At 67.3% G+C, this 21,689-nt stretch carries 18 protein-coding genes and 2 pseudogenes; 9 read left to right on the plus strand and 11 right to left on the minus strand.

The annotated features are described in order from the left end of the window. Nucleotides 1–1,621: 1,621 nt before the first annotated feature. Nucleotides 1,622–2,014 carry a hypothetical protein gene (locus EV384_RS17175; protein WP_130334621.1) on the plus strand — a complete coding sequence of 131 codons (393 nt, stop codon included), beginning with the start codon at nucleotides 1,622–1,624 and terminating at the stop codon, nucleotides 2,012–2,014. On the opposite strand, the gene EV384_RS17180 is transcribed toward EV384_RS17175, so the two are convergent. From EV384_RS17180 to EV384_RS17190, 3 genes and pseudogenes are all read right to left on the minus strand, one after another. After that, nucleotides 1,995–3,341 (minus strand): integrase core domain-containing protein, encoded by a 1,347-nt coding sequence (locus tag EV384_RS17180; RefSeq protein WP_242624110.1) that lies wholly within the window; start codon nucleotides 3,339–3,341, stop codon nucleotides 1,995–1,997. The two genes, EV384_RS17175 and EV384_RS17180, sit on opposite strands and share 20 nt — an antisense overlap. An 18-nt stretch (nucleotides 3,342–3,359) precedes the next feature. After that, nucleotides 3,360–4,397, minus strand: coding sequence for an ArsR/SmtB family transcription factor (locus tag EV384_RS17185; RefSeq protein WP_130334623.1), 1,038 nt, complete (start codon nucleotides 4,395–4,397; stop codon nucleotides 3,360–3,362). Nucleotides 4,398–4,540: 143 nt separating this feature from the next. Next, a pseudogene (locus tag EV384_RS17190) lies at nucleotides 4,541–5,981 on the minus strand (IS3 family transposase). 464 nt (nucleotides 5,982–6,445) lie between these two features. Here EV384_RS17190 and EV384_RS17200 point away from each other — a divergent pair. Together EV384_RS17200 and EV384_RS17205 are read left to right on the plus strand one after the other, a co-directional pair. Further along, nucleotides 6,446–7,771, plus strand: coding sequence for a right-handed parallel beta-helix repeat-containing protein (locus tag EV384_RS17200; RefSeq protein ID WP_165439962.1), 1,326 nt, complete (start codon nucleotides 6,446–6,448; stop codon nucleotides 7,769–7,771). Between the two features lie 225 nt (nucleotides 7,772–7,996). Then, complete coding sequence (locus EV384_RS17205) at nucleotides 7,997–9,091, plus strand: class I SAM-dependent methyltransferase (RefSeq protein ID WP_130334631.1); 1,095 nt, start codon at nucleotides 7,997–7,999, stop codon at nucleotides 9,089–9,091. Between the two features lie 337 nt (nucleotides 9,092–9,428). Here EV384_RS17205 and EV384_RS36025 read toward each other — a convergent pair whose 3' ends face one another. The 5 genes from EV384_RS36025 to EV384_RS36030 form a co-directional block, all read right to left on the minus strand. Further along, on the minus strand, nucleotides 9,429–10,412 hold the full coding sequence (locus EV384_RS36025; RefSeq protein WP_242624111.1) for a hypothetical protein: 984 nt from the start codon (nucleotides 10,410–10,412) through the stop codon (nucleotides 9,429–9,431). A gap of 307 nt (nucleotides 10,413–10,719) precedes the next feature. Further along, a complete protein-coding gene (locus EV384_RS17230) occupies nucleotides 10,720–11,226 on the minus strand; it encodes a hypothetical protein (protein WP_130334637.1) in 507 nt (168 codons plus the stop codon). 169 nt (nucleotides 11,227–11,395) lie between these two features. Beyond that, complete coding sequence (locus EV384_RS17235; RefSeq protein WP_130334638.1) at nucleotides 11,396–11,905, minus strand: hypothetical protein; 510 nt, start codon at nucleotides 11,903–11,905, stop codon at nucleotides 11,396–11,398. 402 nt (nucleotides 11,906–12,307) lie between these two features. Beyond that, nucleotides 12,308–12,448, minus strand: coding sequence for a hypothetical protein (locus EV384_RS34855; protein WP_165439963.1), 141 nt, complete (start codon nucleotides 12,446–12,448; stop codon nucleotides 12,308–12,310). Continuing rightward, nucleotides 12,445–13,542, minus strand: coding sequence for an integrase core domain-containing protein (locus tag EV384_RS36030; RefSeq protein WP_130334640.1), 1,098 nt, complete (start codon nucleotides 13,540–13,542; stop codon nucleotides 12,445–12,447). The genes EV384_RS34855 and EV384_RS36030 overlap by 4 nt, the downstream gene beginning before the upstream one ends. Nucleotides 13,543–14,016: 474 nt before the next feature. On the opposite strand from EV384_RS36030, the gene EV384_RS17250 reads away from it, so the two are divergent. The 5 genes from EV384_RS17250 (at nucleotide 14,017) to EV384_RS34860 (ending at nucleotide 17,071) form a co-directional block, all read left to right on the plus strand. Next, nucleotides 14,017–14,730, plus strand: a complete 714-nt coding sequence (locus tag EV384_RS17250) for a gamma-glutamyl-gamma-aminobutyrate hydrolase family protein (RefSeq protein ID WP_165439965.1) — start codon at nucleotides 14,017–14,019, stop codon at nucleotides 14,728–14,730. Between the two features lie 798 nt (nucleotides 14,731–15,528). Beyond that, nucleotides 15,529–15,831: a tyrosine-type recombinase/integrase gene (locus EV384_RS36035; RefSeq protein ID WP_242624112.1), complete on the plus strand. Its 303-nt coding sequence runs from the start codon at nucleotides 15,529–15,531 to the stop codon at nucleotides 15,829–15,831. A 50-nt stretch (nucleotides 15,832–15,881) separates the two neighbouring features. Continuing rightward, on the plus strand, nucleotides 15,882–16,556 hold the full coding sequence (locus EV384_RS35405; RefSeq protein WP_207232350.1) for a helix-turn-helix domain-containing protein: 675 nt from the start codon (nucleotides 15,882–15,884) through the stop codon (nucleotides 16,554–16,556). Continuing rightward, entirely contained in the window at nucleotides 16,556–16,879 is a 324-nt protein-coding gene (locus EV384_RS35410; RefSeq protein WP_207232351.1) for an integrase core domain-containing protein, read from the plus strand. The genes EV384_RS35405 and EV384_RS35410 overlap by 1 nt, the downstream gene beginning before the upstream one ends. Before the next feature lie 51 nt (nucleotides 16,880–16,930). Continuing rightward, a complete protein-coding gene (locus EV384_RS34860; RefSeq protein ID WP_165439966.1) occupies nucleotides 16,931–17,071 on the plus strand; it encodes a hypothetical protein in 141 nt (46 codons plus the stop codon). 31 nt (nucleotides 17,072–17,102) lie between these two features. Here EV384_RS34860 and EV384_RS17270 read toward each other — a convergent pair whose 3' ends face one another. Together EV384_RS17270 and EV384_RS35415 are read right to left on the minus strand one after the other, a co-directional pair. Then, a complete protein-coding gene (locus EV384_RS17270; protein WP_130334646.1) occupies nucleotides 17,103–19,139 on the minus strand; it encodes a S1 family peptidase in 2,037 nt (678 codons plus the stop codon). A 12-nt stretch (nucleotides 19,140–19,151) separates the two neighbouring features. Continuing rightward, nucleotides 19,152–19,301 carry a hypothetical protein gene (locus EV384_RS35415; RefSeq protein WP_207232352.1) on the minus strand — a complete coding sequence of 50 codons (150 nt, stop codon included), beginning with the start codon at nucleotides 19,299–19,301 and terminating at the stop codon, nucleotides 19,152–19,154. Here EV384_RS35415 and EV384_RS35420 point away from each other — a divergent pair. Then, nucleotides 19,242–20,431 (plus strand): annotated as a pseudogene (locus EV384_RS35420) (IS1380 family transposase); the annotation flags it as partial. The gene EV384_RS35415 and the pseudogene EV384_RS35420 overlap by 60 nt on opposite strands. Before the next feature lie 226 nt (nucleotides 20,432–20,657). Here EV384_RS35420 and EV384_RS17280 read toward each other — a convergent pair. Continuing rightward, nucleotides 20,658–21,638: an endonuclease/exonuclease/phosphatase family protein gene (locus EV384_RS17280; protein ID WP_130334648.1), complete on the minus strand. Its 981-nt coding sequence runs from the start codon at nucleotides 21,636–21,638 to the stop codon at nucleotides 20,658–20,660. Between the last annotated feature and the right edge of the window lie 51 nt (nucleotides 21,639–21,689).

Here is a 21,689-nt window from a genome sequence, read left to right on the forward strand (position 1 = left end):
TGGTGCCGTAGGACCAGGATCTCGACATCCTTGGTTCCGCCGTCCCGGGCGAGCTGGGTCAACATCTGCAGCACCTCGCGCAGTAGCAGGTACACCAACGAAGCGCTCATGGCCCGGATCGTCGCAGCTTCCGCAAGGCTGACCTCGCACAGAATCCCACGTCAACGGGGCTGAACCTGATTTACGAGCCCCACAGGCCCATTCGTTGATGCAGCGGCAGCGGGCGGAGCCGTAGGGCAGCATCCAGGATCTGGAGGGGGCCATCATCGGCCCGGCATTGAGCGGGCCAGCATTACAGCCGGCCATTGGTCAGGACCGCAATCGGCGGATCAGGACTCGAAGGGCCACGGTGAGCGCAGCGCCCACAATGGTGAGGACGACTCCGACCATGCTAGAACCGAGCGCCCAAGGTACGTAGTACGGCTCGCCGCAGTTCCAGCAGGGACCCCAATACACGCCTACCGTCAGCGCGAGCCCCCACGGGATCCCCAGCCACCCGGCTGCCATGGTGCTCCAACCAGGGACCCGCCACGCGAATCCCGCCCCCAACGCAACGGCTGGTAGCAGCAGCGGCCAAGCCGGAGCCGTTGCGCCGAACATGGCATCGCAGACGTTGTTTAATTGCGCTTCGCAGAACCCGCACGCCGCCGCGAGCAGAGATGCCCACAACAGTCGCGGCCTGGGGACGACGAATGTCAACGCCGCGGACCCGACGACCACCAGCAACAGAACAGGACCTTGCAGACCCAACGACGTGTGCATACGAGGGCCCTCCGAGCGGTGATCCTTCTGTGTCACCAGCGTGACGCACACCTTCAGCGCGGACGATGTCACGCTACGCGTGCTCGCGACCGCAGCCAAGAAGGCCGACGGCGACGGGGGAAAGAGACACGGGTCGACTCGCGGCCCGGGCCAGCGACCATCGCCGCCACCAGCCGGGCGGGTCCGTGGTGGCGGTCGCACGTGTTCCCGGTGGGGACGTGGTGCCGCGGCGTGGCCGCCACGTCAACTGCCGGAGTCGGTTGGTTGGCGAAGGTATTTCCGGCTGGTCCATGACGACAGTCTGTTGGACCGGCTCTCGCTGGCCGAAGTCGAGCGCCTTCTCGCCGAGGCTGGGGTTGGGTTGCACATGCTCGAGGTGGTCGACTTCGAACGATCCCCCTGGCAGGGTGGGGTCACGTCTCGCCTGACATCCGCAGCCGACATCAACAGAGCCGACTGCAGGCGAACACCAGCGGACAGATCAGGGGGGAGGCCGCGGACGTCCCAAACAGCGGCGGACGCTGCGACCACCGCCGGATGCGCCTTACAAGCGCGGGGCCAGGCACACCCCCGAAGCAAGTAACCCAGCCCCGCCGTGGTGAGGAAGAGGGGGGATAGGGCGTATCCGAGCGGGACCGGCAGCACGGACTGGTCACCGGCCTCGCCGGTGAAGGGGAAAGCGCGCCCCTGCGACACCGCGGCCAGACTCCCGCATAGCTTGACCGGCGTGCGTAGCAGGCGATGTCGATGATTCGACAAATACGTAGACGCGTTAGGAATACCGGCACCAGGATTCTCCGCAGCCGAGAGATTTCGCGCACTGGCGCGGCGTCGGCAAACCTGGATCGGGAGGTCACCTATGATCAGAACAGTTCGTCGTCTCTTCCTGGGCTCGGTCGCTGTGACGACCGCGCTCCTTGCGGCCGCCGGGCCAGCCTGGGCCCATGAATGCGTGAACGCGAGCAAGAACGCGGCGGCGGGAGTTCAGGTCGTCATCGACGTGAACACCGGAAAAATCGTTTGGCTATCAAACGGATTGCAGCAGCGGGCAGACCAAGGCCTGGTTAACCTCGAAACGGGCGAAGGTTTCTCGGGTTTGCTCGGGTTGGATCTCAACAGCGACGGCACGGCCGACGTGAGCACCTTCATCGTGGGGCCCAACATGGAGCTCCCGGAACAGGCGCAGTTCAACGGTCCGGCGTGTCACGGCATCACCAACGTGGAGGTCTTCTTCACGCAGTGCCTGTCCTGAACCGGGTTGCGAGGATGCCCCATCGGGGCATCCTCGGACGGTCCTCCAGCTGACGGATATGGAGCCGAGCGCGGTCGGCTCGCACGAGACAGCGGCGCCCGGCCACCCCTATTGTCTGTGTGGGCAACGGGCGTAGCGGGCCTGCGTTCGCGATGCCCTGGTGTGGGCGGTGTCCGTTGTAGAACTGTTCGAACTCGCGTAGGGCGTGGAGCAGGTGCCGCTGGTTCCAGATCAACGTCCGGTCCAGTAGTTCGCGGCGGCAGGTCTGTACCCAGCGTTCCATGATTGAGTTCATTCTTGGCATCTGGATGCCGCTGAGCACGATGTCGATGCCCGCGTCGGCGAGGATGGCGTCGAACAAGTGGGGGAATTTGCCGTCCCGGTCGCGGATCATGAATCGGGCTCGGCAGCCGGTGTCTTCGAGGTCCATGACAAGGTTCCTCGCGGCCTGTACTACCCATGCGGTGGTCGGGTGCGGGGTGGCGCCGAGGATCCGGATTCGGCGGCTGGCGTGCTCGAACACCGCGAACACGTACATTCGCGCCCCGGATAGGGTGACCGTTTCCAGGAAGTCACAGGCCAGCAGGGCGTCGGCTTGGGAGCGCAGGAAGTCGGCCCAGGTGCTGCAGGCTCGTTCGGGTGCCGGGTCGATGCCGGCCTCCTTCAAGATCTCCCACACCGTGGACGCGGCCACTCGTACGCCCAGCACCAGCAGTTCGCCGTGCAGGCGTCGGTAGCCCCAGCTGGGATTTTCCCCGGCCAGACGCAATACCAGGGTGCGGACGGAACGCACGGTTCGTGGCCGGCCCGGACGCTTCGGCCGGGAGACGTCCGCGTGACAGCGGGCGACCAGGTCGCGATGCCAGCGCAGCACCGTCTCGGGGCGCACCAGCAGCCGCACTCGGCGCAGCACGTCGCGCGGCAGCCGGTGCAGCAGTCCCGCCAGGAACGTCCGATCAGTCGCGTCGAACCGCACCTTCTCCTTGCCCAGCTGGCGCTGCAGCAGCGTGATCTGATGGCGCAGGGCAAGGATCTCCACATCCTTGTCCCGATTGCTCATCGGCAGCAGGCGCAGCATCACGAACGCGTTCGTCACGCTCAAGTAGCCAGTCGGAGCAGCACGGCTGCCCATCATGCCGCAGCGATCACCCGGCTGCGCGCAGCGCCAGCACCGGTAACCGGCGCCGACCAACCGGTACCCCGGATCCCACCAGGGCGGATGACGTTTTCGGCAAGGGCAAGGTTGCTGGGCCTGCTGGGTGGTCTCGAGCCCGACAGGCTCGACAGCTTCACCCGTCCAGGATTCCGCGATCTTGCCAACGCTCATTGCAACAGACCCCGGAGGTCAGGAGACGTCTTGAAGGAGTGCCGCACCGTTGGCGGTCAGGGAGTGGGTAACGCTCATTCCTTCGCGCGTACTCACGATCAAACCCGCGTTTCGCAGGACTGCGGCGTGCTCGCTCGCGGACGCGATCGATATTTTCACCGCTCTGGCCAATTCGGTGGTCGAACGCGGCCGGTCGCCTAACGCTTCCATCACCGCAGCGCGGGTCGAACCCAGCAGCGGGGCCAGCTGACCGGGCCGTCGTGCGTCGGGGCTTTCCAGGGCCGTCCGGTCTGTCGTCGCCGGATATATGAGGATGGCCGGCCGGTCATCGTAATCGTCACACCAAAGCCAGCAGGAGAAGGAGGGGACGAAGAGGGACGGGACGAGGACGAGACCTCGGCCTTGGAGAAACACGTCACTGTGGATGTCGTGCAGGTGATGGTAGCGACACGATCCGAAGCGCTCGTCGGTCGGGCACGGGATGTAGAGCGTCAGAACCGGCGGGTCCCACCGCACCGTCGGATACAGGTTTCGAAGTAGCCAATCCACTCCGTTCTCAGCGAAGCTGCGCCGCTGCGTGGCGAACGCGATGTGGCCTTGGCGCACGACGTTGATCCACTGTGGGTCGGCGACGGCCCGGTGATACCGCCGTAAGTTAGCGGCAACTGCTTCCATCACGTTCCGGTTTCCATCGCGCAGGTCGCGTGCCGCCGCGGCCGGGCGGTCGCCAATGACGTGGGTCAGGTCCCGGCTGATGATTGGTTGTGGAGTGGCCAGGAACGCCTCGACTGCCTCGTCGTAGCTGGCGGCCGTCAACGCGTGACGGTACAGCAGATCGCTGATCTGGACGAGGCCAGAACCCATGACCTGCATGATCGGTGCGCCGGCGGGACCGAGTGCGTTGGCGGCTCGGGCACGCCAGCGCCGTACGAAGGGATCGGTGGTCGCCTGGCGCAGCAGCAGCGCGCTGAGGGCTGTCTCGACGACCGGACTGGGTCGCGGCGACAACCGAATCTTGCCAAGGTCGGTCGGCGTCAGGTGCAAACGAAATTCCATCGACCTGCCCTCCGCCACGGGAAGAGACAATCGCTTACCCCGGGAATGCCCCTCTCGTACTATGCGGCCCTCACGCCTCGTCCGCCAAGAGGACCAAGTGTTGCCGCCGCGAAACTTGTCAAGGTCGGTGGGACCAGTGGGTGTTACGCCGCTTGGGGTAGCGGTTGATCGGTTGCTGGTTCGGGTGGGTTGATCCAGACGGTATCGGGCAGGTGTAGCGCTTTAGGTCTGGGTCGGGCGGAGAAGCGTTTGGGATGCGCTGTCCAGGCTGTGTCGAGGGCGTGGGCACGTTGCTTCTGCTGGGCGGCGTGTGGCCGTAGTGGACGTCGGCGGGGGTGTGCAAGCCGATGCCGGCGTGGTGGTGTTCGTGGTTGTACCACTGGAAGAACGTGTCGCAGAACGCGCGGGCGTCGGCCAGTGACCCGAAGCGTTCGAGGAACGTGGGGTGGTACTTCACGGTCTTGAAGGCCGCTTCGGAGAATGGGTTGTCGTTGCTGACCCGTGGCCGTGAGTGGGTGCGGGTGAGGTCGGCCAGCAGCGTCGCGACGCGTTTGGAGGTCATGGAGGTGCCGCGGTCGGCGTGCACGACGTGCGGGACGCCGTGGGTGGTGATGATCTCGGAGATGAAGTCGTAGGCGATCTCGGCGCTCTCTCTGGCGGCGACGTGGTGGCCGACGACGTACCGGGACCAGATGTCGGTCATGACGTAGGCGTCGTAGTACACGCCCTTGGCCGGGCCGGGCAGTTTGGTGATGTCCCAGGTGAACACCTGCCCGGGTGCGGTGGCGGTCAACTCGGGGCGGGTCCGGGTGGGGTGTCGGGCCTGGCGGCGCCGGTCGATGACCTGGCCGTTGGCGCGCAGGATCCGGTAGAGGGTGGAGATCGAGCCCAGGTAGACTCCTTCGTCGAGCAGCGTCGCGAACGTCTCCGTCGGGGTGGTGTCGACGAACCGGTCGCTGTCGAGCACGGCCAGGACGTGGGCGCGTTCGGCGTCGGACAGTCGGTTCGCTGGCGCTGGCCGCGGCGCCGGCAGGCGCCCGGTGGGGGTGCGGGAGCGTCGGTGGGCAGTGCTGCGGGCGATCCCGGTCAGCCGGGCCGCGGCGCGGGTCGCCATCCGCGCGGCCAGCAGCTACGCGTGGGCGCCGGTCAGGGCTTGGTCGGCTTGGTGTCGGTGTCCGCGCTCTCGGAGATCTCGGCCAAGAGCGCGTGTGCTTTTCCCATGATGTCCAACGCCGCCTCGGTCCGGGCAATCTTGCGGTTGGCCAGCTCCAACTGGCGGCGCAGCCGGGCGATCTCGGCCTGCTCCCCGCTCGGTTTGCCGATGCTCTGGCCGGGTTTCTTACCCTCGAGCAGGCCGGCGTCGCGGGCGCGGCGCCACTCACTCATCAGCGACGAGTACAGGCCGTTACGGCGCAGATAGCCGTTGCCGTCGCCCTCGGCGACAGCCTGCTCATACTCACCGAGCAGCCGAAGCTTCTCCACTGCAGTGAACGAACGACGTCGCCGGGGCCGGTCTGCTCGGGGTCCTTCCGTCGTCATGGCCCCATCGTGCCCGACAGGCCGGTCGGTGCTGGAAATCGTCATCGAAGGAGAATCCATCCTCGCCCTGGGAGGGCCACTTGCTCTGAACCGCTGGTCTCACCCAACCCTGACACCCAGGGCCGCGCGCCGGCCAATAGGAGGTATCCCCCTACTGACTACCCGACATGTAGTGCCGTCCACGCCCCTACCGCCATCGGCGCCAAGCTGCACCTTCTCCTGAACACAAGCAGCAAGCTTTTCGGCGACAGCCGAAGACGTAGTGCACCAGCTGCCTGGTGCTGAAGCTTTTCTCACCCGTTGTACTCGCACGAGGCACTCAGGAGGCAGCCATGTCAATAACGATGCGGGTTCACCCGCAAATCGGAGCCGCGCGCCTGTCCCGCATCGCCCGCACCTTCGGGCTGGAAAGAGCATCAACTCAGTCTCTTCAGCCCGCCTTGGCGACGGTAGGGGCCGGCGATCCAAGAGCGGAAGCTCGCACGAAGCGCAAGACTCGGGTCGGGGCAATGGCCCTACTCGCGGCGTTGGCCGCGGTTCTTGTCGTTCCATCTTCGGCCGAGGCGGCCGAGCCGGCGTCGTCGACGTTGGTGGTCGACCGGGATGGCGTGCAGTGCGGCAACGCCGAGTACATATCGATCCAGGCGGCGGTCGACGCGGCGCAACCGGGGGATCGAATCAAGGTTTGTCCCGACCTGTATGCCGAGAGCGTGACCGTGGACAAGCCGCTCACGCTGTTCGGTGATCCGGACGCGGTCGACGCAGTGGACTGCTTCCAACCCACGCCGTCGCAGCTGGACGACGCCGACTCCGCTCGGCAGGTGATCATCGACCCGGCGGGCGGCGGGTTCACCATCGCCCTGGCGCTTCGGGCAGATGACATCGAGGTGGCGGGAATCGTCGTACAAGGGGCGTCGGTCGGCGTCGACGCCAGCGACCGGTTCTCCGGCTACCGGATCCACCACAACCTGATCCGGCTGAACTCGCTGTTCGGGGTGGACTTCGGCAGCGCAGGCCCCCGACAGACGCGTGCCGACCACAGCTGCCTGCGGGAGAACCGGTATGGACTTGTGTCCGAGCTCGACGACGACAGCCTTTGGGCTTCGCCGCCGGTGGCCGACGAGCGTTCGGAGTGGAACCAACGCGACGTACGCAACGCTCGTGTCGACCACAACCTTACGTTCCGCAACGTGACGGGCATAGACCTTGCTGGTCCCGGCCACCACGACCAGCTGACGATCGACCACAACGTCTCCCGGGAGGACGGCGCCGGCATCGCGCTACAGAACTCGAACGGCAGCGCGATCCTCGAGAACGACGTGGCCCGGGCGTCGAGCTCGTCGATCCAGATCGGCGGCGCAACATCCGACCTGACCATCGACTCGAACATCGTCGTCAACGGCCGGATCGGGATTATCTTCACCGCCAACGGCTTCAATGACCGGTTCCGCCAGACGAGCCACCGGGTCCAGGTCACCCGCAACACGGTGCGCGGCATGACGTTCAGCGGCATCAACGCCAACCCCGGCACGGCGCAGGAGCCGGGCGACCTGCACGACTCAACCGTGGCCGACAACATCAGCACTGACAACGGCCGTGACGGCATCGTGCTGTTCGCCGGGAACAGCGGGAACGAGGTCCGCGGCAACGTGTCTGAACGCAACGGGCGCAACGGCATCTACGCGGCCGGTGCGCGGGACAACACGTTCATCGGCAACACCGCGCTTCTCAACGTCGCCGTCGACGCCCGCGACGACAACCGACCGGTCAACACGTGGACCGGCAATCAGTGCGTCACTGACTCACCCGCTGGAACCATCTGCGGGGCCGGCTAGCTCACGGGTCGCTGATAGCGACCGTGCCGGGGGGGCTGAGCTCGGCGCGGCCCAGGCGCGGGCGGCCAACGGGGTCCAGCTACCTGTCGCCGCCGGCGCTGCCCTGCCCCGCAGCCCCTTCCCCGCATCGGCATCGCAGCCACGGACGAAACGACATCTCGCACGTACGGGCGACGCGTTCCTATCCAGACCGTATTCAAGGTTCGCACTGTAGCGGGAGGCGGCATGAGCGCTGACGGCCAAGCGCACGGGTCCGGGAACGGGCTCCTCGAGCAGGTACAGGCGGCCTACGCCGGTACGGCCGAGCTGATCGCCATCCACGCCGGCTACCGGTACCACTGGTACGCCTGCCTGGCCGAACATGGCCCGATGACCGCCGAGGAGCTCAGCACCCGTACCGCCACCGGCCCTCGATTCACCGAAGAGTGGACTCGCCAGCAGACCGCCGTCGGAATTCTCGCCGCAGACCTGTCCACCCGCCCGCCGACGTTCCGCCTTCCGAGCGAGGCCGCCGCCGTGCTCCTCGGCGAAGACGGTACGGACAAACCCACGCTTGCTCGAGCCCTGGCCGAGGCGTGCGCCATGTTCGTCGGCCGGGCGGACCGGCTGGTGTCCGCCTGGCAGCACGACCGCAGCGGCTACATCGACGCCGACGAACCCGACCGCGCCTGGTTGCAAGCCATGTTCACCGGCCTGTCCGCCGGTGATCTGCCCGGGCAGCTCGCCGCAGTGGCTGAGGTGGCCGCGGTCCTCGGCCGCCGGCCGCTGCGGGTGGCCGACCTCGGCTGCGGCGCCGGACTGCACATCGACGCGATGGCCGCCGCCTGGCCGGACGCGCACCTCGCCGGGTACGACCTCAGCCAGGCCGCGCTCGACCTGGCGGCGCAGCGGCCTCGGCGTCCCGGCGTGACCTTCCGGCCGGCCGACGCAGTGTCGGTCGTCGACTGTGGTCCCTTCGACCTGATCCTTGTCATCGACGCCCTGCACGACATGCCCGACCCAGCAGCGGTCCTCACCGCCGCCCGTCGGGAGTTGTCACCCGGGGGTGTCATCGTCGTCGCCGAGACGCCCTACCCACCCGAGTTCGCCGGAACCTGCGACCCGGCGGAACGGCTCGGCTACATGACCTCTCTATTCAACTGCTTACATATGCAGATCGGGCACAGCGGCCGCGCCGCCGTCGGCGCCGTGGTCCGGGAGTCTCAGCTGATCCAGTGGGGGAGGCAGGCCGCCCTCGCTCTACGCGCAACACACGACACCGGTGCCGACCTGCGGATGTCCGTGTTTGGCCCAAGGTCAGCGAGCCTGACGGCCGGATGAGAAAGCCGCCGAGGTATGAGCCGCGGACCGGGCGTCGGTTCGGCGATCTGCGGCTCGACCGGGCCAGGTTCGACCTGTGGGGTGTCAAAACTCGGTCGCGGGCCCTGGGCTGGTCTTATGCGACTCGGTCGTACGCCTTGATCAGCCCGCCGAGGACCGCTCGCGCGATGCGTCGGTGGTCGGCATTGACGGCGGGCCGGGCTGAGCGCGGTGGAGTCGGGTGCAGGGCCCGGTGCGGTCGCCACCCGTTGTAGTGCTCGGCGTTGTGCGTGCCGGAAATACCGTCCATACAGGTCGCGCGGCGTGTCGGTACTCGTGGAGGACGCCGCTGAGTCGATCACGTCTGCGGATGTCGAGGTGGTCGAGTCGGTGCGGTTCGGTGATCGGGTGGGGGAGCGGGCGTAGGGGTGCCGCGGCGCGGAGCGCCCGGTGGGACCGGTGCTCGTTGTAGAAGGTCTCGTACTCGCGGAGCGCGTGCATCAGGTGGGCCGGGTTCACGATCAGGGTGCGGTCGAGGTTCGGCTCTGCACGAGCGCACCCAGCGCTCCATGATCGCGTTCATGCGCGGTACGCGGACACCGGTCTTCACGATTCCTATATCTTCGTCTTCGAAGACAGCGTCGAACGCGGCCGTGTACCTGCTGTCGCGGTCGCGGATCAGGTACTTCACCGTGACGCTGGCGTCGTGGAGGTCCATGACCAGGTTGCGGGCCAGTTGCGCGGTCCAGGCCGCGGTGGGGTGGGCGGTGGCACCGAGAACACGGACGCGGCGGGTGGCGTGCTCGACGACAGCGAACACGTACAGCCCTGCGCCGGTCAGGGTCCGGGTTTCGAAGAAGTCGGCGGCGATGATCGCGTGTGCTTGGCTGCGCAGGAAGGTCGGCCAGGTTTGGTGGTCGCGCTGGGGCGCGGGCTGGATCCCGTTGGTCTTGAGGATTTCCCAGATGGTGGAGGGGGCGATTTTGATGCCGAGGACGGCCAGTTCGCCGCGGATTCGTCGGTAGCCCCAGCTCGGGTTCTCTCGGGCGAGGCGCAAGACGAGAGTTTGGATGCTGCGGACGGTGGGCGGCCGTCCGGCCCGTTTCGGTCGGGATTGTTTGGCGTTATGGCGGCGGAGCAGGTCGCGGTGCCAGCGCAGGACGGTGTCGGGGGAGATGATCAGGTGCAGTTGCCGCAGCTTCGGCCTCGGTAGCCGGTGGAGGAGGGCGGCGAGGTACGCGCGGTCGGGCGGGGTGAGACGGGGCTTGTCGATCTGGCGCTGCAGGATGGCGAGCTGGTGGCGCAGTATCAGAATCTCGACGTTTTTGTCTGAATCGCTCATCGGCATGAGCCGTATGAGGGTGAACGAGCTTCGCGAGGGCGAGGTAGGGCAGTCGCAGCAGCACGATGGATCATCCTGGCGTACCCGTCTCGCGGTCTTCAGCCGTATCCGAGAACCGGCAGCTAACAGCCCTTGGATGGGGTTTTCGGCACCCACAGGTCGGGCGCGCCGTGACGCCCAGGACCCGGATCCGGCGGCTGGCGTGTTCGATCACCGTCAGGATGTACATCCGCGCTCCGGTCAGCGTCACGGTCTCGATGAAGTCGGCGGCCAGCAGCGTTTCGGCTTGGGAACGTAGGAAGTCCGGTCAGGTGGTGGCGGCCCGGTCGGGTGCCGGGTCGATCCCGGCTTGGCGCAGGATCTCCCAGACGGTGGACGGGGCGAGGTTGATCCCGAGCGTGAGCAGTTCGCCGTGCACCCTGCGATACCCCCAGCTGCCGTTCTCCTTCGCCAGGCGCAACACCAGCACCCGGATGGAGCGCGGCGTGCGGGGCCGGCCGCGCCGCCGTGGCCGCGATGCCGCGGCGTGGCGGCGGGCGATCAGGTCACGGTGCCACTTGAGAATTGTGTCGGGCCGGACCAGTAGCCGCAGACCCTGCAGGGTCGGCCTCGGCAGTGGGTGCAGTAGCGCGGCCAGCCACGCCCGATCGACTGGCTCGAACCGGACGCGCTGCCCGTCGAGGTGGCGCTGCAGCACCGCGAGCTGATGCCGCAACGACAGGATCTCGATGTCCTTGTCACGGTCGCCGCCAGGCAGCAGCCGCAGCAGCGCAAACGCTTTCGTGATGCCCAGGTACGCCAGTCGCAGCAGCATGAGGCGGCACCATCGCGTAGTCATCGGTGACGATCGGTACGGGCGACGTCCTCGACCAGGCGAAGGCCCGACCCGGACGTCAAGAGAGCCCGCGAGCTGCACGATGCCCTTTTCGGCAGGTACAGCGTCCGCGCCATACTGGCTCCGTTCAGCCGTCGATGATGCCGGTTCACTCCGATGGAAGGGCGCCACGCTCGAGCGAGAGCACCTCAGCGGTTTCGGGTGTCGGTCGTTCCGGCACCGCAACGACTGGGCGGTGCGGGATGGCGCAAGCGAGCGCCAGTACGGCGAGGAAGGAGTAGAGGTAAACGGCGATCCAGGCGCCGCGCGGCGTATCCAACGCCAGACGCGGACCGCCGACGGCCGTCGCGATCACCGACCACAGCGGGATGATGGCCACCGCGAAGAGGCCGGAAGCAATGCGTGCCCACAAAGGTCCTCGTCTTGACACCGCGTAGCCGCCGGCCGTGCCGAGCAGCGCCACAGCCAGGGCGGCGGGGTTGAAGAGCGCAAAGAGGAACGGTGACAGCGCGAGCCAGCGCCATCCCCGCCGGCCTCCCGTCGTACGCAGATGCTCAGCCCAGCCCAGCAAGACGCCAACGACCACGCCAGGCATCAGGATGAACCCGAAGGTGAAAATCCAGCTCACAGTGGATTCCTGTCCGGCGACCTGCGCCATCAGGCCACGCAGACCGGTTGCCCAAGCGAGTCCGCAGACTCCTCCGACCACGAGTTTCGGGTACATGATGACCTCCAACCGGCGTCGCGCTGGTGCTTGGACACTAAGCCGTGTAGGGCTCCGTGTTCATCAGCAATCCGCCCAACACCTGTCCAGCCACACGTACGGGCTCTGTTGCGTTCAGCGTGAGCATGATCGGAGAAGGCTTGACCGGCGTGGTCAGGCTGGACCGGTGAGGTCACCATCTCGTGCCCCGTCCTGGTCACCACCGAGGTCGGCGTTCGCCGGGTTCCGGTTCCCGCCCGAGGTGATCGTTCTCGCGGTCCGCTGGTGTCTGCGGTTCAACCGGCGCTGTTGCGTTGACAGTTCGGCAGACGCGGTGAACCGGCGTTTGCGCTTGGTTTAGATCGCACTGGCCAGCTCGGCGAACGCCGCAGCGACCCGCGTGGCGGGCGGGGTGTCGACGGCGAGTTCGTAGTGTCGGCGGCGCAGGTTCCGCATGAAGGCGTTGCGGGTGCCGAAAACCTCATCCGCGCTGGTCAAGCGGCATTCTGGTACTCGTAGAGGAGTCCGCCGAGTCGATCGTGTCGGTGGACGTGTAGGCGTGTCAGCGTCGCGGGGTCGGTGATCAGTTCGGGCAGCGGATGCAGGGGGCGGGCGTTGGCGATGCCGCGATGCGGGCGGTGCCGGTTGTGGTGGCGTTCGTACTCGCGCAGGGCGTGCAGCAGGTGGGCTGGGTTCCAGATCAGTGTCCGGTCGAGCAGTTCATGCCGGCCGGCTTGGATCCATCGTTCCGTGATCGAGTTCATGCGTGGCGTCCGGACACCGCTGAGGACGACCGTGATCCCGGCGTCGGCGAGGACCGCGTCGAACATGGCCGGGTACTTACCGTCTCGATCTCGGATCAAGTACTTCACCTGGCATCTGGCGTCTTCGAGGTCCATCACTAGGTTCCGGGCGGCCTGGGTCACCCAGGCGGTGGTCGGGTGGGCGGTGGCGCCCAGGATCCGGACCCGGCGGGTGGCGTGTTCGATGACCGCCAGGATGTACAGCCTGGCACCGGTCAACGTTGTCGTCTCGAAGAAGTCGGCGGCGATGATGGCCTGCGCCTGTGAACGCAAGAATGTCGCCCAGGTGGTGCTGGTCCGCTGGGGCGCCGGGTCGATACCAGCCTGCTGGAGGATCTCCCAGACGGTGGAGGCCGCGACCTTCACGCCCCAGGACGAGGAGTTCGCCGTGGATGCGGCGGTACCCCAGGTGCTGTTCTCGCGGGCTAGGCGCAGCACCAGCCGGCGGGTCGACCGGATGGTTCGTGGCCGGCCGACCCGTGCGGGCCGGGAGATTCTGGCGTGCCGGCGGGCGATCAGGTCCCGGTGCCAGCGCAGCACAGTCTCCGGGCGCACCAGCAGCCGGATATCACGCAGCACGTCGCGGGGCAGCTGGTGTAGCAGGGCGGCGAGCCATGCCCGTTCAGTCCGCGTGAACCGGACCTTCTCGCCGTGCAGTTGCCGCTCGAGGACGGTGATCTGGTGGCGTAGCGCGAGGATCTCGGCGTCCTTGTCCCGGTCGCTCATCGGCAGCAGCCGCAGTGGCGCGAGAGCGTTGGTCACACCGAGGTAGGCCAGTCGCAACAGCACAGCCGGTCATCCTCGCGCAGCGCTCAACGTCGATCACGGTCGCATCCGGGCCGAGGGGCTTGGGGCTGCACCGGCGTTCTGATCTCAGTGATCAAGAGGATTGTGACCAGGACGGACGAGGTTTTCGGTACCCGCAGGTTCTCCACGTACTCCAGCTTCCGGAGCGCGGACAGCGCCTGGCGCAGGGGCATCGGTGCCACGCCGAAGATGCGCGCGAGCTCTTCTTCCCGGGCAGGCGATCGCCGGGCTGCAGCGCGCCTGACGTGATGCCCTCCGTCAGGCGGCGGACGATCACCTCAGCGGTGCCGCGGCCGGTGACCGGGGCAAGGACCACGTCCAGAGCTTCTTGCACCATGTTATAGGTTCCGGCTCTCAGGCCGTGAGGCCGTGTGCCGAAGGAGAATCATGCCTCAATCTGAGCTCTCTTCTGCAAGCGCCGCGAGGCGTCGGGGGCGGCTAGTCGCGTCCTATTCGATGGATGCGGAGCAGAGCTCCGACTGGCTCCGGCAGTTCCTCCACACCCTGGCGAAGAATGCGGCAGCCGCGGCAGAAGCGGCCGGGGCAGAGGTCCTGCTGGTCGACGCCGCCCGCCCCGTCGACGATCCGGCGGAGCTGGTGGGCGACGCAGACGGCGTGCTCATCCTCGGTGGCGCTGACCTGGATCCCGCCACCTATGGGCGACAGTGCCAGGTGAAGAACCTGTATGGCATCGACGCCACCGCCGACGCTTTCGAACTCGGGTTGGCCCGCGCCGCGCTCGACGCCCGTCTACCGCTCCTCGGCATCTGCCGCGGCATGCAAGCACTCAACGTCGCCGCCGGCGGGTCACTGATACAGGATCTAGGCCCCGGAACGATACACAACATCGAATCCGATAACTCAACGATGACCACCCACGCCATCGAGATCATCCCCGGCACGCTGCTGGCCGGCATCTACGGACGCGCGCAGCTTGACATCCGCTCCGGCCACCACCAGGCCGTCGATGCCGTCGGCGCCGGCCTTCGGGCCTCCGCGGCCGCGTCCGACGGGGTCATCGAGGCCATCGAGGGCACTGAAGGCTGGGTGCTCGGCGTCCAGTGGCACCCCGAAGACCCCGACGCCGACCCTGAACAACTCGCCACGCTGATGACGGCCTTCACCACGGCAGTCGCCTCCACCGCACAAACCAAGCAGGGACAACCATGAAGAAGCTCAGCATTGTCGGCGTCGCCGCGGCTCTCGCCCTCGTCCTCGCCGACTGCTCCGCAGGGAGCGGCTCCTCCGCAGGATCCTCCGACTCTGGCCAGACCAGCATCGGGCAGGAACACTCGTTTGTATAACGGATGCTACGCGTGAGTGCTCAATTCCCCTCCGACACGAACCCCCACGGCTCGACTGCTAGTGATGCGAAGAGCCGGTGCGTCCTTCGGTGCGCGTGCAACTCCATAGTGGTGGGGAGTGCTGTTCAGGCGTGGGCGGTTCCGACGGTGCCCCCCGTTTACCCCCCGAAAACCCTGTCCTGACGTCCACAACCAGTGACAAGAAGAGACCAACGCCCCGCCCTGTCTGTGCAGGCCAAGGACCACTTGCAGCAAGCAATGACAAGCTCGGGGCGGCTGCAGTCGGTAACAAGGGGTCGTCGGTTCGAATCCGGCCGTCCCGACAGCGAGAGGGTTCCCGCAGTTCAGAGACTTGCGGGAGCCCTCTTTTCATTGCTCGGCATGGATGCCTGGTCTAGCACGCCGCTGTTGGACTCCTTGACTCGGGCAGGTGCCGAATGCCACTCCTCGATCTTCAGAAGCTCACCGTCGGACTGTCCCGGACCTGGGCCGGGTTCCTCCGGGACTGGGACCGGTCGCTGCGTGCCGGGAACTACCCGGAGACGACCCGCTACAACTACCTTCTCGCTGCTGCCCAGCTTGGCCGCTATGTGGGGGAGCACTCGACCGGACGCCGATGGATCGGGTGCGGCAACCGAAGACACCCCGCAAGCTGATCCCCGTCATGCGCGACGAGGACACCGGCAAGCTCCTCGACGCGTGTAAGGGCAAGGGCTTCGCGAACCTGCGCGACGAGGCGCTGATTCGGCTGTACTGCAACACCGGCGCCCGGCTGTCGGAGGTGGGCAACCTTCTGGTTGCCGACGTGGACCTCAACACGGAGTCGGTGCACTTCCACGGCAAGGGCGCCAAGGACCGGCGGGTACGGTTCGGGCCCAAGACCGCTCGGGCGCTGAGCCGGTATCTGCGGGCCCGGGACAAGCACAAGGGCGCCTGTACCGCTCGGAAACCCGGCTCTGGCCTCTGAGGTGCGGCTTTGTGTGGCCCGCCAGCCCGTCGGGGAGCATGGTGTCGGGCATGCTCCTGCACTTCGGATATCTGATCTTGTGTCAGATCCTGCGGCTGGTGGCACAGGGAATGCGCGGCGAGCGATCGAAAGATGTCGAGATTTCTGTGTTACGTCATCAGGTCGCGGTTCTGCGCCGCCAGGTCGCACGCCTGGACCTGGAGCCCGTCGACCGAGCCGTCCTGCCAGCCCTGTCTCAGCTGCTGCCTCGTTCCCGCTGGTCGACGTTCGTCGTCACCCCCGCCACCCTTCTGCGGTGGCACCGTGAGCTGGTCGCCAGGAAGTGGACCTACCCGAAACGACGACCCGGGCGCCCTCCGATAGGGGCGGAGATCCGCGCCCTGGTGCTGCGCCTGGCCCGCGAGAACCCGACCTGGGGCCACCGCCGGGTACAGGGAGAACTATTCAGATTGGGTTATCGGGTGGCACCGAGCACGGTGTGGACGATCCTGACCGATGCCGGTGTCGACCCGGCTCCGCGGCGCGGCGGGCCGACCTGGACCCAGTTCCTGACCGCCCAGGCCAACGGCGTCCTGGCCTGCGATTTCCTGCACGTGGACACGATCGGGCTGACCCGCATCTACGCACTGTTCCTGATGGAGGTCAGCACCCGGCGGGTGCACATTCTCGGCGCCACCGAGCATCCGACGGGGAGTGGGTCACTCAGCAGGCCCGGAACCTGTTGATGGACCTCGGCGACAGAGTCGCCCAGTTCAGGTTCTCGATCCCGGATCATGACAGCAAGTACATCGCGCCGTTCGACGAGGTCTTCGCCACCGAGGGCATCGAGATCCTGCGAACCCCGCCGAGGGCGCCGCGGACCAACGAGTACGCGGAGCGGTGGGTCCGCACGGTCCGCCGTGAGTGCCTCGACCGGATGCTGATCTACAACTGGCGGCACCTACTGGCCACCCTCGACGAGTCCGTGGCCCACTACAACGAGCACCGGCCGCACCAAGCCCGGCACCAACAACCTGTGGGTCTCGTAAATCTGGTTCGAAGACTGTGACGTGCGGTTTTGTGCGGGGTTCGCCTAACGGCGGCGACGACGATCCAGGCCGTGAGTGCCTCGTTGGCGTACCTGCGCCTTCGCCAGATCCTGCAGATGTTGGCTCAACTCGCCTGGGACGGCGGCGCCCAAGGACGTCGAGCTGTTGATCCTGCGGAAGACGGCGCCACTGGCATCTGCGCGCTGCGCTGACCCCGCCGCGGATCGAGGGGCCGGGCTCGCCTCATGACAGCTTGAGTGCTTCGGCCACGGCCCGGGCTACCGGGTGGTGGGTGAGGTAGTCGGTGATGTTGTGTGCGCGTTCCTTGGGGTTGTCGACGGCGATCTCGTCGAGCTGGCCTCGCCAGTCGTCGTGCAGCGGGCATCCGATCGCCACGGCGTCGGCCGGGCACCAGGTGTTCAGCCAACGGGCGATGCGTTCTGGCCGGTTGGGCCCGCATAGGAGCAGGCGGTTGTATACCGAGTCGATGCCGAGTGGGCTGCCGGCCGTGACGAGCAGGGCGACGTCAAGGTTGGGCGCCAGTTCGTGGATCAGGTCCATGGCCACCACGGTGCCGAGGCTGTGGCTGACGATGACCAGCCGGCCCGACGCGGGCAGCGTCTCGCGGACGGCGTCGAGCACGGCCCGGCGGACACGTTCGTTGTCGAGGTAGGCCGCGACGTCTCGAAGGATCTGTGCGATGACGAACGTGTCCAGGCCGCTGCGGGCGGCCACCCAGCTCAGCTGCCGCTGCAGCTTGGAGACCACGAGCCCGACGAGGTGGGAGAACCGCCCCTCGGGCGCGAGCACGTCGACGTCGGGCATTCCCGCGCACGCGGCCGCCTCGGCGACGAGCGTCTCGTACAGGATGCGGGTGGACGGTGCCGCCGGCGCCAGCGTCGCCGCCGGCTGCGCCGACAGCGCCTCGATCGAGACGAACGCGCTCTCGGTCGTGCGCACCGTTTCCATGAACCGGTCGCCGTAGAATGGGAACCACACGTCGACGGGGTCGATCGTGTGCAGCCCCGCCAGCGTCAACCCGTGGTTCAGCGCCGCGGTCCACGACCGGCGCATCGCGCCCGGGTCGTGCCCTTCCTGGCCGCGGCCGTGCAGGAACAGCAGATGGTTACCACCGAGCGCCCCCGGCCGGGCGGGTACGCCGCGGCGTACGACTGCCGCCTCGAGGTCGACCGACGGGCCGGCGCAGACCGGGACGGCGGCGGCGGGGGCCACGACGATCGGGCCGCCCCCGAGTCCCGCCTCAGGGCCCATCTCGGCCAGCAACGTACGGTGTTGTGCGTCGGGGTCGAGGGAGGCCAGATGTTTGACGATGACGCTGACCCGCGCGCCCTCGTTGGCCATCCAGTCGATCGCGTCGTCGCCGTCACCCTCGCTCCACAGGGCCCCGCTACGGCGCAACACTCGACCCTGGTCGTCGGTGCGCGGAACGCCGCAGTGGTGCAGCGCAACAACCTCCCACTGGTCATTGAAGACCGGGGAGCCGGAGTTGCCGGGCTCGGTGTCAGTCGAATAGTGCAGGAACTTCGTCAGCTCAACCTCGAGCCGGTTGTTCCGGATGGCGATCTCCTTCTTCCGGCCCATCGGGTGGCCGACTATGTTCACCGCCTCGCCAACGAGGATCTTGCCCAGTTGGGCGACCAGGCGGTTCCAGCCGAACACGACGCCCGGCGGTTGCCGATCAGCCCCGGGCGACACCAGCACGAGGGTGAAGTCCAACTCGACATCGGTCACGAACAAGCCGTCCGGATCGAGGTCGTAGCGCAGCGGCACCAGCGGCAGGTTCTCCACGCTCATCTCGGCACCGAACTCGATCACCACCTGGCGTGCGACCGCCGGGTCCGGCAGCACGTGGTTGTTCGTCAGCAGCAGCCGTGGCGACACCAAGAACCCGGTGCCCAGCGGCAGCTCGCGACCGTCGTCCCGGATCGAGATGCGGGCCACGCTCGCCGCCGCGCGAGCGCCCCGGGCGAGGAAGCTCGACGCCTGCAGGTCCTTCGACTCGCCGATGATCCGCTCCAGCAGCAACGGTCGCGACAACTCCGTCCGAGCAGCGTCGAGCATCGCCCCGACCTGCACCTCACCGGTGCGGATCAGTCGACCGGCCCTGGCCTCGAGCTGCTCCTGCGTGCCCACCAGCCGTTTCCCGGCCTCCTGCTTCTCCAGGTTGGCCGCGCGGGCGCTGCGGTACTGCTCAAATCGCTGCGAGGCGGCCGCGCACTGCCGCACCTGCTCCCGACGTAGCTGAACGAGCTGGTCCATCACACACACCTCTCACGTGTCTCCAGGGTCAACGGAACCCCGCCATGCGCAGTCGCCTTCGAGACGGTGTCCGCCTTCCGACGTCCTGCCGACCATGGCGGTCTCGCCGTGCTGATCGCTGACGGCGGTGAGGCGATCGCGGATATCGACGTGCTGCGCCATCAGCGTGAGGTGTTCGGGCTGGTGGCCTCGGCCACCACGGTGTGGCGTGCGACGACATCGGCGCGGGACAACTGCGTCGCATCGCCCGAGCCCGCGCCAAGGTGCGTGTCCGGCTGTGGAAGGTGTTCGGTGGCCCACCGGCCGCGAAGGCGGCCGGCCGGGACATCGGCGCCGGGATGGTCGTGCTGGATGTGGACTCCACGATCGTGATCGCCCACAGCGACAAGGACGGTGCCGCGCCGACCTACAAGCACAGCTATGGCTTCCATCCGATCCTGGTGACCTGCGACAACACCGGCGAACTGCTGGTCGTCAAGCTGCGGCCGGGCAACGCCGGAGCGAACACCGCCCTCGATCACCTGGACGTGCTCAGCGAAGCGATCGCGCAGATCCCCGCCCAGCATCGGCGTCAACTGCTCATCCGCGGCGACAGCGCGGCGGCCACCCACGCCGTGCTGGACTGGCTCACCGCCGAGAACACCGCCCGGCGGCGGATGGAGTACTCGATCGGCTGGTCGATCGGCGAATCCGAACGCGCCGCCATCACCGCGCTGGCCGCTTCGGCCTGGTCACCGGCGATCAGCGCCGACGGACAGGTGCGCGACGGCGCCGAGGTGGCCGAGCTGACCGGCCTGCTTACCCCGTTTGGCTGGCCAGACGGGATGCGGGTGATCGTGCGCCGGGAACGGCCCCACCCAGGCGCGCAGCTGTCGCTGTTCGAGGAGCGTGACGGCTGGCGCTACACAGCGTTCGTCACCAACACCCCGGCCGGGGCGCTGCAGTGGTTGGAAGCCCGGCACCGCGCGCACGCCCGCGTCGAGGACCGGATCCGCTGCGCCAAGGACACCGGCCTGCGCCGGCTACCCTCCCGCGAGTTCCCCATCAACCAAGCCTGGTGCGCCTCCGCCGCGATCGCCGCTGACCTGATCGCCTGGCTGCAGATCCTCGCCCTCGACGGCGACCTCGCCTAGGCCGAGCCGAAACGGCTGCGCTACCGCGTCCTGCACACCGCCGCCCACCTGACCCGCGGCCAACGTCGCCGCTGGCTACGCATCCCCGCCACCTGGCCCTGGGCCGCCCAGATCACCGCCGCGTTCACCCGGATCGCGGCGATCCCCGCACCCGGCTGACCCAACCCAGCCGCTATCCCGACGACCGGAGGACCCAGGAGACCACGCCCACCGCCGCGACAGACGGCCCCTCACCATGCCCAGCCGACACAACCCATCAACGGAATACGATTAATGTGGCCGGGCGAACAGAGCAGGCGAAACCCACGAATCATCGAGGCTGGGCGGATTGATCAACGAATATTGGCAGGCAGCGCAGCCGAACCGACTTTACGAGCCACAGGGTTCAGTCGGCCTCGTGGACTTTCACCGCAATCGGGAAGTGGTCGGAGAAGCCGTCGGGGTTGACTGCCTTTCCCATTCCGCCGAACGGTAACGGGCTGGCGTACGTGCCGGTGCTTGCCATCCCCGGGAAGCGAACGATCTCGACGCTGTCGGTTACCGCCAGGATGGTGGAGGTATCGCTGACCATGTTCCGGTTGATCAGGAACTGGTCGAGCACGTTGGTGAAGTTGTCGAAGTAGAACGTGCCCTCCCCGGCACCGACAATCGGCCACATCAAGTTCCACAACCTTGGGATGTCGGCACGGACTACCTTGGCAGGTTGGCGGGTGCTCAATGCGTGGCGGACCAGGGACTCATCGAACGGCTCATCGTTGAAGTCCCCCATCACCAGGGCCGGGGTGTGCTCGCCGTGGACCTCCCACACCCGCTGATGAAAGTAGGCGAGGGTTTCCCCGGCGATAGCACGGTAGCCAGCCGACTCTGCCTGCCCGCCGCTGCGCGAGGGCCAGTGGTTACCGAAGACCGCCCAGGTACGGCCCCGGTGCGTGCGGAAGTTGACCTGGACGATCTCTCTGGTGGCCGTACGGCGCATGACCACGTGCTGGAATCGCTCGCCGACGGGGGCGCTCAGCAGCGCCGGGTCGAACAGGAACGCGATGTCGATCCCCCGCTCGTCGGCAGTGTCGGCGTGAACGACCTGATAGTTGCGCTGCGGCAGTCGGGCGTTGACTACCCCGGCGAGCCGACCTACGACGACCTCGTTCTCCACCTCGCAGATGCCCAGCAGGTCCGGGCCGGCGCCGGCGTTCATCCGCGAGATGACCGACGCCAACTGGTCGATCTTGCGATCACGTAGGGCGGCGGTCCATCCCACGATCGACTTGCCGAGCACGCGGGCGAGTTTCTCGCTGCGCCGTGGTGAGTTCTCCTCGTCGAACAGGTTCTCGACGTTCCACCAGGCCACATAGTAGGTCGACGTCATGCCAGCCCTCCCCGGGTCGCCGCGGGAGCGGACGCCACGATTCGACCACAC

Origin of the sequence: Micromonospora kangleipakensis, assembly GCF_004217615.1 — a bacterium.
GTDB lineage: Bacteria > Actinomycetota > Actinomycetes > Mycobacteriales > Micromonosporaceae > Micromonospora > Micromonospora kangleipakensis.

Bases quoted from the DNA above. Each gene is read 5' to 3' on its own strand.
- EV384_RS17270 (WP_130334646.1), bottom strand. From the start codon at position 19,139: ATGGACCAGCTCGTTCAGCTACGTCGGGAGCAGGTGCGGCAGTGCGCG.
- EV384_RS17200 (WP_165439962.1), top strand. From the start codon at position 6,446: ATGGCCCTACTCGCGGCGTTGGCCGCGGTTCTTGTCGTTCCATCTTCG.
- EV384_RS17185 (WP_130334623.1), bottom strand. From the start codon at position 4,397: ATGGAATTTCGTTTGCACCTGACGCCGACCGACCTTGGCAAGATTCGG.
- EV384_RS35410 (WP_207232351.1), top strand. From the start codon at position 16,556: ATGGACCTCGGCGACAGAGTCGCCCAGTTCAGGTTCTCGATCCCGGAT.
- EV384_RS17180 (WP_242624110.1), bottom strand. From the start codon at position 3,341: ATGAGCGTTGGCAAGATCGCGGAATCCTGGACGGGTGAAGCTGTCGAG.
- EV384_RS36035 (WP_242624112.1), top strand. From the start codon at position 15,529: ATGCGCGACGAGGACACCGGCAAGCTCCTCGACGCGTGTAAGGGCAAG.
- EV384_RS17280 (WP_130334648.1), bottom strand. From the start codon at position 21,638: ATGACGTCGACCTACTATGTGGCCTGGTGGAACGTCGAGAACCTGTTC.
- EV384_RS17250 (WP_165439965.1), top strand. From the start codon at position 14,017: ATGGATGCGGAGCAGAGCTCCGACTGGCTCCGGCAGTTCCTCCACACC.
- EV384_RS35415 (WP_207232352.1), bottom strand. From the start codon at position 19,301: ATGGCGCAGCACGTCGATATCCGCGATCGCCTCACCGCCGTCAGCGAT.
- EV384_RS35405 (WP_207232350.1), top strand. From the start codon at position 15,882: ATGCTCCTGCACTTCGGATATCTGATCTTGTGTCAGATCCTGCGGCTG.
- EV384_RS17175 (WP_130334621.1), top strand. From the start codon at position 1,622: ATGATCAGAACAGTTCGTCGTCTCTTCCTGGGCTCGGTCGCTGTGACG.
- EV384_RS17235 (WP_130334638.1), bottom strand. From the start codon at position 11,905: ATGGCGCAGGTCGCCGGACAGGAATCCACTGTGAGCTGGATTTTCACC.
- EV384_RS17205 (WP_130334631.1), top strand. From the start codon at position 7,997: ATGAGCGCTGACGGCCAAGCGCACGGGTCCGGGAACGGGCTCCTCGAG.
- EV384_RS36025 (WP_242624111.1), bottom strand. From the start codon at position 10,412: ATGAGCGATTCAGACAAAAACGTCGAGATTCTGATACTGCGCCACCAG.
- EV384_RS17230 (WP_130334637.1), bottom strand. From the start codon at position 11,226: ATGCTGCTGCGACTGGCGTACCTGGGCATCACGAAAGCGTTTGCGCTG.